This window comes from Holdemania massiliensis AP2 (assembly GCF_000327285.1).
In the GTDB taxonomy this organism is placed as follows: Bacteria; Bacillota_I; Bacilli_A; order Erysipelotrichales; family Erysipelotrichaceae; genus Holdemania; species Holdemania massiliensis.
The window spans coordinates 1,273,567-1,288,593 of the sequence record NZ_HE998567.1; the positions used below are offsets into that span (position 1 = coordinate 1,273,567).

The 15,027-nt window shown below is 45.4% G+C and carries 10 protein-coding genes; all 10 read right to left on the minus strand.

The window, feature by feature from the left end; translation table 11 throughout:
- Window positions 1–4: 4 nt before the first annotated feature.
- The 10 genes from BN162_RS06005 to BN162_RS06050 all read right to left on the minus strand — a co-directional run bounded on the left by BN162_RS06005 (window position 5) and on the right by BN162_RS06050 (window position 14,811).
- On the minus strand, window positions 5–3,238 hold the full coding sequence (locus BN162_RS06005) for a helicase-related protein (RefSeq protein ID WP_020224180.1): 3,234 nt from the start codon (window positions 3,236–3,238) through the stop codon (window positions 5–7).
- A gap of 27 nt (window positions 3,239–3,265) precedes the next feature.
- Window positions 3,266–3,487: a helix-turn-helix domain-containing protein gene (locus BN162_RS06010; RefSeq protein WP_020224181.1), complete on the minus strand. Its 222-nt coding sequence runs from the start codon at window positions 3,485–3,487 to the stop codon at window positions 3,266–3,268.
- Window positions 3,488–3,683: 196 nt separating this feature from the next.
- Window positions 3,684–5,018: a 23S rRNA (uracil(1939)-C(5))-methyltransferase RlmD gene (gene rlmD, locus BN162_RS06015; protein ID WP_020224182.1), complete on the minus strand. Its 1,335-nt coding sequence runs from the start codon at window positions 5,016–5,018 to the stop codon at window positions 3,684–3,686.
- Window positions 5,019–5,109: 91 nt separating this feature from the next.
- Window positions 5,110–5,811, minus strand: a complete 702-nt coding sequence (locus BN162_RS06020) for a hypothetical protein (protein WP_020224183.1) — start codon at window positions 5,809–5,811, stop codon at window positions 5,110–5,112.
- 135 nt (window positions 5,812–5,946) lie between these two features.
- On the minus strand, window positions 5,947–7,371 hold the full coding sequence (gatB, locus tag BN162_RS06025) for an Asp-tRNA(Asn)/Glu-tRNA(Gln) amidotransferase subunit GatB (protein ID WP_020224184.1): 1,425 nt from the start codon (window positions 7,369–7,371) through the stop codon (window positions 5,947–5,949).
- On the minus strand, window positions 7,371–8,795 hold the full coding sequence (locus BN162_RS06030; protein ID WP_020224185.1) for an amidase family protein: 1,425 nt from the start codon (window positions 8,793–8,795) through the stop codon (window positions 7,371–7,373). Before BN162_RS06030 ends, gatB begins: the two co-directional genes overlap by 1 nt.
- A gap of 1 nt (window position 8,796) precedes the next feature.
- Window positions 8,797–9,093 carry an Asp-tRNA(Asn)/Glu-tRNA(Gln) amidotransferase subunit GatC gene (gene gatC, locus BN162_RS06035; RefSeq protein WP_020224186.1) on the minus strand — a complete coding sequence of 99 codons (297 nt, stop codon included), beginning with the start codon at window positions 9,091–9,093 and terminating at the stop codon, window positions 8,797–8,799.
- Window positions 9,094–9,232: 139 nt separating this feature from the next.
- Window positions 9,233–10,312, minus strand: a complete 1,080-nt coding sequence (locus tag BN162_RS06040; RefSeq protein WP_020224187.1) for a CamS family sex pheromone protein — start codon at window positions 10,310–10,312, stop codon at window positions 9,233–9,235.
- Window positions 10,302–12,293, minus strand: a complete 1,992-nt coding sequence (gene ligA / locus BN162_RS06045; protein ID WP_020224188.1) for an NAD-dependent DNA ligase LigA — start codon at window positions 12,291–12,293, stop codon at window positions 10,302–10,304. Before ligA ends, BN162_RS06040 begins: the two co-directional genes overlap by 11 nt.
- A gap of 352 nt (window positions 12,294–12,645) precedes the next feature.
- Window positions 12,646–14,811: an ATP-dependent helicase gene (locus BN162_RS06050; RefSeq protein WP_020224189.1), complete on the minus strand. Its 2,166-nt coding sequence runs from the start codon at window positions 14,809–14,811 to the stop codon at window positions 12,646–12,648.
- Between the last annotated feature and the right edge of the window lie 216 nt (window positions 14,812–15,027).

Below are 15,027 nucleotides of genomic sequence, written 5' to 3' on the forward strand. Positions count from 1 at the left end.
CCTCCTACCTTACGACTAAGAAGCAAATCAAATCAAAATCATCTAACCCTTTTATCTCATTTGATAAAAAGCTAATTTGCCCTCCGCTCAAGAAACTATCAATATCACTTTCTTCTTTCACTTCAATAATTGATGAAATTGCTTCACCAAGAAGTCTTGAAAATTCTGACATATTTCTTCCGTCACGAGTTTCTTTGTTAAAAGCTCGATATAATTCCGGTATTGGTTCATTCTTTCCTTTGCAAAGGAAACGCATTTTATCAAGCATTTGTTTTGGAGACAAATGGTCACAAACCACATCTCCATCATTGCTGATATAAACCATGTAGAACGGGTGAAGTCTGTTTTGATTATCAATATTTACGCTATTGGAACGATTCTTCAAAATATAAATTACACCTGCCGGTGTTTCTTCACTTGCCGGAACTACTGAATGTAAACCAAACGGAGTTTTATCTATATCTTCATGATGTTTAATATATTCAAGCAGATCCAATCTAAACTCATTAAGTCCTAAGTCCATAATGGAAATACCTGTAGACATATCTTCAATATCAACAACTTCTTCCTGTAATCGTTTCAGCTGTGATTTACGATATTCAAGGTCTGTCTTTTCTTCTTCACTTAAAATGTTGTCATCGCCTGTTGCAGTCATATCAACAATTTTCATTCTTGTTTCTACTGTTGCTTTCAAGTCGATATATTCATCAAGCGTTACATCCGGCCAGAAATTCACTAACTGGATGTATGTATTCTTACTTCCAATACGGTCAATTCTTCCGAACCTTTGAATGATACGAACTGGATTCCAATGAATATCATAGTTGATAAGATAATCACAGTCCTGTAAGTTTTGACCTTCAGAAATACAGTCTGTTGCGATAAGCACATCTATCTCTACCGGATTGTTTGGCATTAAAAGCTTCTTATCTTTTGAGATAGGTGAGAAGCAAGTAAGCACTGTATTCAAATCACGATTTTTAAGCGGTGCTGTTGTTTTTCCATCAACCGCCCCTGTAATCATCGCAGTATTTAAACCAAACTTCTTTTTGACGTACTCGCTGACATTATCGTAAAGATACCCAGCTGTATCAGCAAAAGCGGTAAAGATAATGATTTTCTTGTTGTTAGGATTTATAGGTTCTGTCATTTTCTTATCAATGACTTTAAATAATTCTTGAAGTTTACTGTCACGCCTTGGAGTAATATCGCCAACCATCAAAGACAATAATTCCAAAACATCTTGATCTTTTGCTAATTCATTTCTCCAAGAAATATAATCCATATCAGCAATATCAATTTTTACTTTTTTACCAAAAGTAAATAGGTCATCTGTATTTTGATCATCGCTATCAAAGTCATCAATATTGGAAATATCTTTAAGCTCAAGCTTTACACTTGAATATTTATCGTATCTATCAATCGTTTCAATGGTGCTTTCAATCAATTCTTTAATTCTTTTAAGTGTAAGATTAAAAGAATATACTGAGCTTTCCATACGCTTCATCAAATTGATGGCGGTAAGTCTTCTGATACCTTGTTCACGATTGGCTTGCGTGAATCCAACATTTACTTTGTTATCCTCATACATCTCAGCATACTTTTCTAATTTACTTGGAAGAATAAAATGCGTCGGTGTATAAATTGATAAGTTGAGTAGCATTAGCTGTTCAAATATTTCGTTATAGTTAATGGCCTCTTTTAAATCTGTAAGTTTTGGTCGAAGTGACATCGGCTTCAATCTTGTTGGGAATGTTCCAATATCTGTTGTATCGTAATACTTTTGAATATGCTTACGAGAACGGGCAATAGTTACGCTGTCCAAAACTTCAAAGAAATCAAAATCAAGCATTTTTAAAAGTTTCTCTGTTGTTCTGTCAACAGTTTCCCATTTGCTCCAAGTATTAAATGCTCTTTGTGCATTTTTAAAAATATCGTCAATTGAACAAGTTGTATTGAGCTTGTCATCAATATAATCCGTATTTCCTTCGTAAGCTAAGGCAAGCTGATTTTTTAAATCATTAAATCTGTTATTTACCGGAGTGGCAGATAACATAAGAACTTTAGTCTTTACACCTTTACGAATGACTTTATTTAAAAGTTTCAAATAACGATTTTCTTTATCATCATCGCCTTTTATTTTTCCTCCATTACGGAAGTTATGCGATTCATCAATTACTACTAAATCGTAGTTGCCCCAATTAAGTCTTTCTAAGTCAAGACCATTTGATGTTCCTCTTGTACGGTTAAGGTCTGTATGATAAAGAACATCATATCGAAGCCTGTCCTCAGCAATCGGATTGTTAATATAATTATCCTTGTAAGTGTTCCAGTTGTTTGTAAGCTTCTTAGGGCAAAGAACTAAAACAGATTTATTTCTATTTTCGTAATACTTCACTACAGCTAATGCAGTAAAGGTTTTACCAAGACCAACGCTGTCCGCTAAAATACAACCGTTATATTTTTCCAGTTTATTGATGATTGCAAGTACTGCGTCTTTTTGGAAATTATAAAGCAAATTCCAAATTTTGCTTTCTTTAAATCCCGTAGCTTCGTTCGGTAACATATCCTCTGAAATATCTTCAAGAAATTCGTTAAATATATTATAAAGTGTTACAAAATAGATAAAATCCGGAGAGTTTTCGTTATATGCTGCTGTTATATTTTCAATGACTTCATTAGTCACTTCTTGAAGTTTATCTTCATCATTCCAAAGGCTTTCAAACAAATCAATATAAGCATTCGAAAAAGGAGCTTCTGATTTTTGAATCATTGTATAAGCATTATTTCCTCTTTCACAACCTAAATCAACTGTTGTGAATCCGTTAATTGGCATATAGTTTTTTTCATCAAGGTTAATGAAACCCATCATGTTATCACTTGTGATATTTGATTTAAAAGTTACTTTCTTCTTTATCCATTCAGCACATTCTTTCGCAATTGCTTTTTGTGTTAATTCATTTCTAAGTTTTACTTCATACTCTGTTCCATACAAACTACGCTCACGGTTTAAGCGTGGAATATAAAATTCTCGTTTTTCTTTTTTGAATTTTTCTTTCACAAAAGTTGGGGAAGTAAAAATAAAACGAAGCTCATCAATATCACAAAGTTCTTTTTTAAGCTCCTGAAATGCATATATAGAAAAACAAGCTGCGGCAATAGAAAGTTTACTGCCACCTTTTAGCTCGCTGGATAAATCTTCTTTTAAAATTTTATTTCGGTTATCTATCAATTCCATAAAAAAATCCTCCATCACTGAATCTTGCTAATTAGATTCTTTATTGTCTCCATCTACGACTTCCATAATATCGTCAAAGGTGCAATCGAGAGCTATACATATTCTAACAAGTACATCTGTTGTAATATTATTTCCTTTGTTTAATTTGCTAAGTGTATATGAACTAATATTGGCTTTTTCAGCTAAATCTTTTTTCTTCATATCTCTATCTATCAAAAGTTTCCACAGTTTTTTATAGCTAATATTCATATATAAACGGCCTTTCTAACAATAATTAATATCGCAATCTCTTATATTAAAATTATAAGTTTTTTTATAATAATTTCAACAAAAACATAGCGAACACAAAGTTTTATAGTATATTTTCATATATTATTTTAACATAATAAAAAGATGCAAGTCATACTCAAAACTTACATCTTCATTAACTGATTTGATTTTTATTTTATCTTTTTTGCAACAGAACAACCGTCTCCACATGCGTCGTCTGCGGAAACATATCGACCGGCTGGACAACCCGCACACTATATCCCTGCTCATTCAGTAAAGCACAATCCCTTGCCAAGGTTGCAGGATCACAGGAAACGTAAACAATCCGATCAGGATTCATCTTCACCAAAGAATCAATCGTCAGCCGATCCAAACCCTTACGTGGTGGATCGACGATGGCGACCTCCGGCTGAATATTCCGCTGCAATAACTGCGACGTACAAGCACCGGCATCCCCACAGATAAACTCGGCGTTCGTAATTCCATTGCGAACCGCATTGTTTTTTGCATCTTCTACCGCTGAAGGAACAATTTCGATCCCAATCACACGTTTGGCCTTGGATGCTGCACTTAATCCAATCGTCCCCGTGCCGCAATACACGTCAATCACCGTTTCCTTTCCGGTCAATCCTGCCAGCTCAATCGCCTTCGTATACAACACTTCAGTCTGGATCGGGTTGATCTGATAAAACGACTTCGCCGAAATCTGGAACCGCAGCCCCAACAATTCTTCCTCAATCGAAGCCGATCCCCACAAGACAATTTCTTTGTCACCCAGAATTACGTTATCCTCTCGCTCATTCACATTTAAAATAATACTGCGAATCTGCGGATAACTTTCAGTCAGCCGCCGAATCAATTCCATCTTTCCTTTTATTTGCGCTGTATTGGCGATGAAAACAACCATTACCTGCCCAGTCCTGAACGCATGTTTAATCAGCCAATGCCGAAATTGTTTCGGATCTCCAATCTCCGCAATCCAAGTTTTCAATGAACTTAAAATCGCATTTTCCAGATCACTGTGCAGGCAACATTGGTCAAAATCAACAATATCATGCGAATGACTGCGATAATACCCGCTGATCATCTGACCCTCACGATTCATCCCTACCGGTACCTGCACCTTGTTGCGATATTTCCAGGGAAATTCCATCGACAACACTGGCTTGACCTCAACATCTAAATGCCCAATTCGCTGGAAACAATCCGCTACTCGATGCCTCTTGAATTCCGCCTGCAGCTCAGAATTCATCATCTGCAGCTGACAGCCTCCGCATTGTCGGGCAACCGGACATCGCGGTTCAACGCGCTGTGGACTATCCGATAAACGTCGGATTACCCGCCCATAACCCACGTTTTTCTTCACCGCGGTGACACCGATTTCCGCCTTTTCTCCTTTTAACAAATCTTTGACAAAGAAGCAAAGACCTTCATGCCGAACTACGCCCAATCCGTCAAACGTATAATCAACCGCCTCTGCTGTCAGGACATCATTCTTCTTAAATTCCATAACCGCTCCCCTTTCCAAACTCAAAGTCCTGCCAGGACTAAGCTCCTTCCATTTTCATTTATACGCCATAACGAAAAAGGGCTCCCGCCCTTTATTCCTTTGTCTCATCCTGCGCTTCCGTATCCTCTCCGCCGACAACTTCCTCATCGTCGTTATCCTTGTTCTGTGTCGGATTGCGTTTTTCTGCCAGTTCATCACGCAGCTGCTGAGCCAGTTCCGCATCCAGCGGTTTCGATACGACCTGCGTTGCAGCTTGCTCCATACCGGAGTTCTTCGAGCGGATGACATATACATAGTCTCCAGCTCCCGATTTATCAATATTGTTGTAAACATGGACTTCAAGATCATACATTTTTTTGCCCCCGGCTGCTGTGAAATAAGTTCCTTCATTCAATACAGCGGTGACGTCATTGTACGCCGTTTCTGACAAAGCACTTGCTTCTTCATCACTGATCGAATCTACGGCATCCACGTAAACACGCAGCGTAGCTGTTGTCAGCTCCACCGTAACCTTTTCGACTTGATTTTCACCCTTAATCCGGCTTTCGATTTCAGACAGCTGATCCTTGGTAATCGCCGGATCCAGATCCCCTTTGAACCGATCACCATTAATTGGTTTGCCGGTATCCATTGAGGCACTGATTAAAATCCAGCCCAAAATCGCACAAGGGATCGCGATCAACACCAAACCCACGATCAGAATGATTGTGGATTTATCCTTCTTTTTACTTTTATGTTTCTTGGCCGTCGTAGCTGACGGTTTCTTTTTACTTGTTTTCTTTTGTTCAGACAAAGTCCTTCACTCCTTATCTTTTACTATTTTACAGGAAAAGAAGGGATTTGACCAGTCATTTCCTGAACCCGCTGTTTTTTGTAAGAAAAAGGACATCAAAAGCACCACAAATCGGCTTTTAATGTCCCCCCAAAGTTAAATTCTCTTCTTCAACTCTTCCACAATCAGCTTATTTGTCATCGCCGGATTTGCCTGACCTTTGGATTTCTTCATTACTTGACCCACCAGGAAGCCGACAGCACGATCCTTCCCATTCTTATAGTCTGTGATCGACTGCGGCTGTTCATCCAAAACCTGATTGACCAATGCGATCAAAGCCGAGGTATCAGACAGCTGCTTCATGCCTTTTTCCTGAGCGACCTGTTTCGGATCTTTGCCCTGAAGCACTTCCTCAAACACAACCTTCGCCTGTTTGCCCGAGATTTCACCACCGACAATCATATTAACTAACTCTGCCATCGCCTGCGGAGCCACTGGATTCTCCGACAGCTTCTTATTCAGCTTTGTCAATCCCGCCGGCAGCTCGACAATGACCCAGTTAGCCGCAATTTTGGCATGCGAGGTATGCTTCATGACCTGATCATAGTAATCTGCCAGGTCTTTATTCGCAACTAACAAAGCGATATCCGTTTCCGGCAGACCGAGTTCAACATATCGAGCCTGACGAACCTCCGGCATTTCCGGCATCGCTTCCTGGAGCTGCCGAATCCACTGCGCATCCAGCTGGATCGGGAAAATATTCGGTTCCGGGAAATACTTGTAATCGACTGCGCCTTCCTTTTTCCGCATTGAAATCGTCGTGCGCGTAGCTTCGTCAAAACGTCGGGTTTCCTGCACAACCTGACCACCTTCGTTTAAGATCTGTGTCTGCCGTTCAATTTCATATTCTACAGCCTTCTGAACGTTGCTGATGGAATTGAGGTTTTTGATCTCCGTTTTGACACCGAACTTCTCAGTACCGGCTGGCCGCAGCGAAATATTGACGTCGCAGCGCATTGAGCCTTCTTCCATCTTGACATCGGATACGCCCAGGTAGTACAGCGTGGTTCTTAATTTTTCAACATAAGCCATCGCTTCTTTGCCGCTGCGGATGTCCGGTTCCGATACGATCTCCACAAGCGGTGTCCCCGCCCGATTAAAATCGATTAAAGTTCCGGCATCGTAGTGGAATTGTTTGGCTGTATCTTCTTCCATGTGCAGCCGTTCAATCCGGATTTTCTTCGGTCCGTTTTCCGTTTCGATTTCAACATAGCCATGCCGCCCAATGGGGTAAAACTGCTGGGTGATCTGGAAACCTTTCGGCAGGTCGGTATAGTAATAGTTTTTCCGGTCAAAGCGAACGAGCGGATCAATTTCCATATTCAGCGCCGTACAGGCCTGTACGGCCATGGCAACCGCTTGTTTATTGACGCAGGGCATCGTGCCTGGATGACCTAAGTCAATTTCATTGACGCAAGTATTGGCCGGCGCGCCAAAGAGCACCGGAGCTCCGGAAAACATTTTCGTTTTCGTTTTTAATTCACAATGAATTTCAATGCCGATAATCACTTCGTATTCCATTATTCCATAACCTCCGCTGTAGCGTCCTTCATGCCGGTGATTTCTTCCATCGCCGCCGCAAAGTCAAACAGACTCTGTTCATCCCAGGCTTTTGCGGTCATGTTCAAGCCGACCGGCAATCCGTTCAGCATTCCCATCGGTACCGTACAGCTTGGATATCCGGTGAAGTTGCCGATCACCATGTGGTTTTCAGCGATCAGATATCCATCTGACAGTTCATCGCGGGAATGGTCATCCAATTTAGGTGCGACATCACTGCTGGCCGGGGCGATCAGAATATCATAATCCTTCATCATTTCTGCTACATTTTCAACGATCAGCCGGCGAACCCGCTGTGCCTGGCGGAACAGCTTTTCTTGATTTTCGACAAACAGACCATAGCTGCCGATGACAAACCGCTTGCGGATCAGGGAACCGAATCCCTTTGTCCGCGACTGTATCATAATTTCTTCCATGCTGTCGCCCGGCTGCTGAACGCCGAAGCGAATTCCATCTAAATTGGAATGGTTCGCCGTCGCTTCACAGTTTGCGATCAAATAGTAAGCGGGAAGAATTGCTTTTAACAGATCCTCGCGCAGGCTGACTTCCTCAACGATTGCGCCTCTGTCTTTCAAGGCCTCGACGGTTTTTTCAAACATCGCTTTGACCTGCGGATTGCCCAGAGCGTCAATGACATTTTTGAAAATTGCCACTTTGCGTCCAGTAACATCGCTGGACAGCGCCGCCGCATAATCCGGTACAGGCTCATAAGACGAGGTCATATCGCGATCATCACGGCCCGCCAACACTTTCAGCGCCTCCGCGGCATCCAGGGCGCTGCGGGTGAAATAGCCGACATGATCCAATGACGAGGAATAAGGAATAATACCATAGCGGGAAATCCGGCCATAGGTTGGCTTCATGCCCAAAACACCGCAGAAGGATGCCGGTTTGCGCACAGAATCCCCAGTATCGGATCCAATCGCAAATGGAACCACACCTGCGGCAACCAATGCCGCGCTGCCGCCGGAAGAACCGCCGGCCATCCGCGAGTGGTCATACGGATTATAAACCGGTCCGGTAGCCGCAGTTAAATTCGTACCGCCCATCGCCAGCTCATCCATCGAAGCCTTCGCGATCACGATCGCTCCGGCGGCTTTCAGCTTGTCAACGATATGCGCGTTGTAAACCGGAATATAGTTATCCAGAATCTTGCTGGAAGCAGTCGTCCGAATTCCCTGCGTACAGACGTTGTCCTTTAAAGCAATCGGCATGCCGTAAAACGGTCCATCCGCAATCTCATTCAAACCAGTCAGCTGTTCTTCCACATCAACAAAGGTGACAACGGCATTGAGCTGCGGCTGCGAAGCATGGGCTTTGGCAAGGGCTTCCTCCACCCGCTGACGGACAGTCGTTGTTTCCTTCAGTTCTTTCATTGTTGCCATTTTACTTCACCACCTTTGGTACCACAATGTGGCATTCTCGGACTTTCGGCGCATTGACCAGCGCGTCCTCCCGTGAGATCACATGATCGACAACATCCTCACGCAGATAAGCGGTCGGTGTTTCAAACGGATAGACCATCGGCTCTACGCCTGTTGTGTCAATGCTTTCAAGCAGCGTCAGCTGCTTGCCAAGCGTTTCAAATTCCGCCGCAATATCGGCGGCTTCCGCATCGCTGAGATCAAACATCAGCCGATGTGCCAGCTCTTTGAAATAAGCGGGATCTTTGATTTCTTCCATCCTTCTTCTCCTTCTTTCCGGATTGTTCAATCCTTTTTATCTTTCAGCTTTTCAGCTGTATTCTTGGTTTCATTTTTTATTACGGACTGCGGTATGAATGCTGACTGGCTTTCATGCCCTAACCTTCTTCGCTAGGCAGCTAGCTGATATCCAGCACGGTCGTTTTCATCGTTCCTTTTTCCCGATGCAGGATCATCACCGTTTCCTCCAGCTGCTTAATCTCGATAATCAGTTCCATCTCGGTGCTTGAGAAGTTGACCGACAGTTCGTTTAACAGCTGCATTAGGGAATAGATTTCCGTATAGCTCTTGGCCTGCACCGTGACTGTCAGCTTGAGATAATCCGCGGCGTCGTTGATGTATCGGGCCTTGCCGATGAGGTTGACATTCTCCGGCATGAAGTCCTTGACGCCGGCTTTAACCGTGCTGAATTGGGATGACAGAACCCCATCGAGGGCGGTTGCCTGATCACTTGGAATCAGCACCCATTGTTCGTCAATCGCAGTGAACTGGCCGCTCCGGCTGGTAAACAGACCTTGACCGATAAAGGAACCTGGGACACTGGAACTGGTGGAATTCGAGCTGTAAAAGGTGATGTAAATCGGCAGATCCGCGTCTACCTCAGCCTTGTTGCGCAAATAGCGTTCCAGCTTCCGGCCAACCGTACTGGCATAGGTATACAATTTATCCTTTGGAATCTGAACTGTACTGTCCCCGCTGGTGACGGAACTGTTCATCAGAATCCCTACCGCAATGCCGTTGAGCGTTTTCTGATCTTCCTTAGCGATGAAGTCTACTTCCACTAAGCCATAAACGATATACGGCCGCTCCAGCACGATCGCATCGCTGATCTCAAAATTTCCGCTGGGATTCAAGCCGTAGGAATGATCGCTGCTTTCATAGCGCTGCAGCTCCTGAATATCCTCATATTCCAGAATCTGACCCGCCTGCAGATAGTTATCCTTGACTGGAAAGTGCTGCTTGCTCAGCTCAATCAGTTCCTTCGGCATCTGCATCAGATCAAAGCGGCTGTTGGTGTTGCCGCGCCAGTACCGGCCTTCTGAAAGCTCATGCGGCAGCAGAGTTTGATAATCATCAGACGAATAGCTGCTGATCACGGTACCCTCGTTGGCTTCTTCCGGAGCCTTTTGCGAACAGCCTGCCAGACTGATCAGCAGGCAAAGCACCAATCCCCACCAACGCCGCCGGTTATTCCGCATACCGATTTACCTCTTCCAGCCATTCACTCTCCGGCATCGTGGCTACGCCTAAGCTTTGGGCTTTAGCCAATTTGGAACCCGCATTTTCACCATAGATGACATAATCGGTACGCTTGGAGACGCTGCCGGAGACCGTTGCGCCCAGATGCTCCAATATCGCCTGAGCTTCCGGACGGGTCATCGTGGACAGCGTGCCCGTCAAGACGACCGTCTTGCCGGTAAACATCGTTTCTACCTGTTCCTCTTTCAGGCAGATCATATTCAGGCCATGTTCGATCAAGGCCTCAATCAGATGCTGATTCGCTTCATCATGGAAGAAATCCAGCACCGTCTGAGCGGTAATGGCCCCGATATCTTTGATTTCTTCCAGTTCTTCATACGTCGCGTTCATCAAAGTCTGCATCGTCTCAAAACGATAGGCCAGAATCTTTGCGGCTTTCTCGCCGATCTGGCGAATCCCCAATCCATACAGCAGTTTCTCTAGCGAATTCTGCTTGGAATTTTCAATCGCCTCCAGCAGATTGTCAGCGCTCTTTTTCCCCATCTTCGGGGTTTGAAGAATTTCTTGGTAATGGTGTTTGAGATTATAGATATCCTCAACGGTATTCAGCCACCCCTGTGCATGGAACAGCTCAGCGCGCTTAACGCCTAAGCCGTCGATATTCATCGCGTCCCGGCTGCAGAAATGGGCGATGGATTCAACAACCCGCGCCGGACAGTCGTTATTGATACAGAAGTGATGTGCTTCATCCGGATAACGGACTAACGGCATCCCGCAGACCGGGCAGGCCTTAGGAAATTCATAAGGAATCTGCGTACCATCGCGCTTTTCAGGAACGCTGGCTACAATTTCTGGAATGATGTCTCCGGCTTTGTGAACGATGACATAATCTCCAATCCGAATGTCTTTATCCCGGATCATATCTTCATCGTGCAGCTGCGCAAAGCCCACGCTTGTTCCGGCCAGACGCACCGGCGTCAGCTGAGCATTCGGCGTAATTTTCCCCGTTCGCCCGACCGTCACAAAAATATTTTCCAATCGGGTTACGGCCTGTTCTGCCGGAAATTTATAGGCTATCGCCCATTTCGGCGTTTTCGCGGTGAAGCCCAACTGCTGCTGCTTGGCGTAATCGTTGACCTTAATGACAATACCGTCAATTTCATAGGGCAGATCACTGCGCATCAGCGTCAGATCTTCGACAAACTGCCAGACTTCCTCAATGCTGTGACAAAGCCGGTTCAGCGGATTCGTCCGGAATCCCAGCGTTTGAATGAACGCAAGCGATTCCAGATGCTGATGATGACCTAACTGCGGCCCCTGCGGTACATGGTACCACAAAGCGTCCAAGCCGCGGGAAGCCGCGATTTTAGAATCCAGCTGCCGGATCGAGCCCGCCGCTGCATTGCGCGGATTAGCGAATTCTTCCTCGCCCATTTCGCGGCGTTTCTCATTTAAGCGCTGAAAGCTGGCCTTCGGCATGTAAACCTCACCGCGCACCTCCAGTTCGCCCTCATAGTCAATCTCCATGGGAATCGACTTGATCGTGCGGACATTGTGCGTGACATCTTCCCCGACAACCCCGTCGCCGCGGGTCACAGCGTATTGGAAACGGCCGTGCTGATAATTAAGCGACATCGCCAGGCCGTCGATCTTGCATTCGCAGCAATAATCCACCGGTCCGACTTCCGCCTCTGCTTTGCGGGCGAATTCAAAAAGTTCTTCCCGGCTGAAAACGTCGCCCAACGAAAGCATCGGGCGCTTGTGTGTAATCTTATTAAATTCATCCAGCACCTGACCGCCGACCCGCTGGGTGGGGGAGTTGGGGTCAAAGAGTTCCGGGTGCTGTTCTTCCAAAGTGATCAGCTCCCGCATTAACCGGTCGTACTCCGCATCGCTGACGGTCGGATGGTCCAGCACATGATATTCATAGTTATATTGATTCAGCTGCCTGCGCAGCGCAAGAACGCGTTCTTCGCTCATCACTGTACCTCCTGAAATATCCAGTTTATTATATCATAAGAACAAATGTTTTCTTCATCATCTTTGCCAAGTTTACGCAATCTAATCGTTTGTCCTTTAACATCTTTTCTGATTTGTACGGCTGGGCTTTTTCTTATCTGCAATATCGATAATCCCAGCTTAACCCGCCGCACAGCATGCCGCGGCTTATTTTCTAAGCTCCCTTTTCCTCGATTTTGTCCGTTCCGACGAAAAGTGCGGGAATCACTTTATCAGAAAAGCAGCCTTTCCTCTCTGACGCTGAGAATGAAAAGCTGCCTGCTTCTTTATCTTTTGATGTTTTGATGCTTTGTATCCTTCAAACAAAGAGGACTTATTCCACTTCTTCCGCTTTCTGAATGGAAGGATGTGTGGCCATGATTTTACGCACGCCGAACGGGAAAGCAAACGCGATTTTCAGCATGCCTTCGCTGTATTCCAGCACCACACCCTCGCCAAAAGCGGCATGCCGGACGTGATCGCCCTTCTTCCACTTGGTCCGCGGCTTGGAAGCCAGCCGTTCTTCAAACGGCGCTTCCTCTTCAAACAGCGCTGAATGCAGCTTGATTTCCTTCGGCTTGCCGGTATCGAATGTCGCCCCGATGTGTTCGATATACTGCGGATCAATTTCCTTGATAAACCGTGACGGCACTTTGATTCGGCTTAAAATGTAGCTGAAACCGGAGCTTTCCGTCAGATAGAGCTTATTCTGAGCCCGTGTGAAGGCGACATAAGCCAGCCGCCGTTCTTCCTCCAGCCCTTTCAGCTGACTTTCCTGCACAGCGCGGTCATTCGGGAAAATACCTTCGCTCATGCCGTAGACGAACACCGTATCAAATTCCAGGCCCTTTGCCGCATGCACCGTCATCAGCTGGACATGATCGCCGCCGTCCTCCGCGCCTTTATCCCCATACAGCGAAACGAGCTGCAGGTATTCCTCCAGCGAACTGTCCGGGTAATTGACCGTGTAGCTTTCAATATCGGTGATCAGTTCCTTCAGGTTTTCCAGACGTTCATTTTCCTTGTCGGCTTCCAGCATGGAACGATAACCGCTGTCGGACAGGATCATTTCCAACAGCCGGCTGATCGATGTTGAAGAAGCCAGATTCTTCCACTTTTCCACCATTTTGACAAAGTTGTCAATTGTCGTCTGAGCCTTGCCGCTGACAACCTTTTCATCACGAATCACTTCGTACATCGTCTTGCCCGCAGCCCGTGAACGCTGTACGATTGTATCCATCGTCTTGTTGCCCAAGCCCCGCCGCGGGACATTGATAATCCGCATCAGCGCCAGATCATCGCTGCCGCAGACCATCCGCAGATAACACAGCGCATCCTTGATTTCAGCTCGTTCGTAGAATTTGATGCCGCCGTAGATCACATAGGGGATCCGCTGTTCGATCATCGCTTTTTCCAGCGCACGGGACAAATAGTTGGAACGATAGAGGATTGCGCAGTCGCGGTAGCGCTGACCTTGTTTATGCAGTTCATTGATCTTGCAGGCAATCCAGGTTGCCTCATATTCTTCCCCGGCACTGGAATAGTGGGTAATCGCCCCGTTGTCTGGTCTTGAAGTAAACAAGTCTTTGTCAACACGATTGCGGTTGTTGTGAATCAAAGCATTGGCGCCGTTCAGGATGCTTGGTGTTGAACGGTAGTTTTCGTTCAGGACAATCGTTTCACAGGGTTGATAATCCTTCTCAAAGTTCATGATGATATTGACATCAGCCCCACGCCAAGTATAAATCGTCTGATCGGGATCGCCGACGACATAAACGGAATTGTCGTTTCCCGCCAGAAGCTGAATCAGATCGTACTGAATTTTATCAATATCCTGAAATTCGTCGACATGGATATAATGGAAGCGCTGCACCCATTTTGCCTGGATTTCCGCAAACTGCCGGAACATCCGTACGGTATAAAGCAAAAGATCATCGAAGTCCAGCGCATAGATCGCCTGCTGACGATTGACGTAATATTCATAAACCTTCGCTTTGTCATTTTCCCCGCGCAGATCTCCGGCAAACACATAAGCGCGTTCAGGGCTGATCTCCGCACTTTTGTTGTTGGCGATGTAGTCCAGCATGGAGCCAAACGTATAGGTCTGCTTATCCAGCCCAAACTCTTTGTAGGCTTCCTTTAAAATACTGCGCTGATCATCGGCATCCATGACCGTAAAGTTGCGCGGCATGCCCATCGCCGGAATATCCTCACGCAGAATCCGCACGCACAGCGAGTGGATCGTGGAAATAAAGACGGCGTTTCCCTGCTCCGGCAGCATCTGCCGGATTCGTTCCTTCATTTCATTGGCTGCCTTGTTGGTAAAGGTGATCGCCAGAATTTTATTCGGCCAGACATGGCACTGTTCGATCAGATGCGCAATCCGCATCGTCAGCACGCGGGTCTTGCCGCTGCCCGCACCCGCGATAATCCGCACATACTGACTTGACGTCAGCACTGCCTTTTTTTGATTTTCATTCAGCATCTCGATAGAAACCATTGTCCGACACCTCTTCTTTTCTTCCAATATCTTAATCAAACTTTAACGTTCCGTATGCTTGTTTTTTTATCTTTTTCCCACGTTTGGAAACATCCTGAACCTGGATTTATTGAAATAACCGCCCTTAAAGCGCACTCCAATGAAGCACTGCGCAGAGTCCGATCCAAACCGCCGGCTCTTGACCGCGACATTCGCGGAACCTGCTGCCCGAATTTC

Bases quoted from the DNA above. Each gene is read 5' to 3' on its own strand.
- BN162_RS06005 (WP_020224180.1), bottom strand. From the start codon at position 3,238: ATGGAATTGATAGATAACCGAAATAAAATTTTAAAAGAAGATTTATCC.
- BN162_RS06010 (WP_020224181.1), bottom strand. From the start codon at position 3,487: ATGAATATTAGCTATAAAAAACTGTGGAAACTTTTGATAGATAGAGAT.
- rlmD (WP_020224182.1), bottom strand. From the start codon at position 5,018: ATGGAATTTAAGAAGAATGATGTCCTGACAGCAGAGGCGGTTGATTAT.
- gatB (WP_020224184.1), bottom strand. From the start codon at position 7,371: ATGGAATACGAAGTGATTATCGGCATTGAAATTCATTGTGAATTAAAA.
- BN162_RS06030 (WP_020224185.1), bottom strand. From the start codon at position 8,795: ATGGCAACAATGAAAGAACTGAAGGAAACAACGACTGTCCGTCAGCGG.
- gatC (WP_020224186.1), bottom strand. From the start codon at position 9,093: ATGGAAGAAATCAAAGATCCCGCTTATTTCAAAGAGCTGGCACATCGG.
- BN162_RS06040 (WP_020224187.1), bottom strand. From the start codon at position 10,312: ATGCGGAATAACCGGCGGCGTTGGTGGGGATTGGTGCTTTGCCTGCTG.
- ligA (WP_020224188.1), bottom strand. From the start codon at position 12,293: ATGAGCGAAGAACGCGTTCTTGCGCTGCGCAGGCAGCTGAATCAATAT.
- BN162_RS06050 (WP_020224189.1), bottom strand. From the start codon at position 14,811: ATGGTTTCTATCGAGATGCTGAATGAAAATCAAAAAAAGGCAGTGCTG.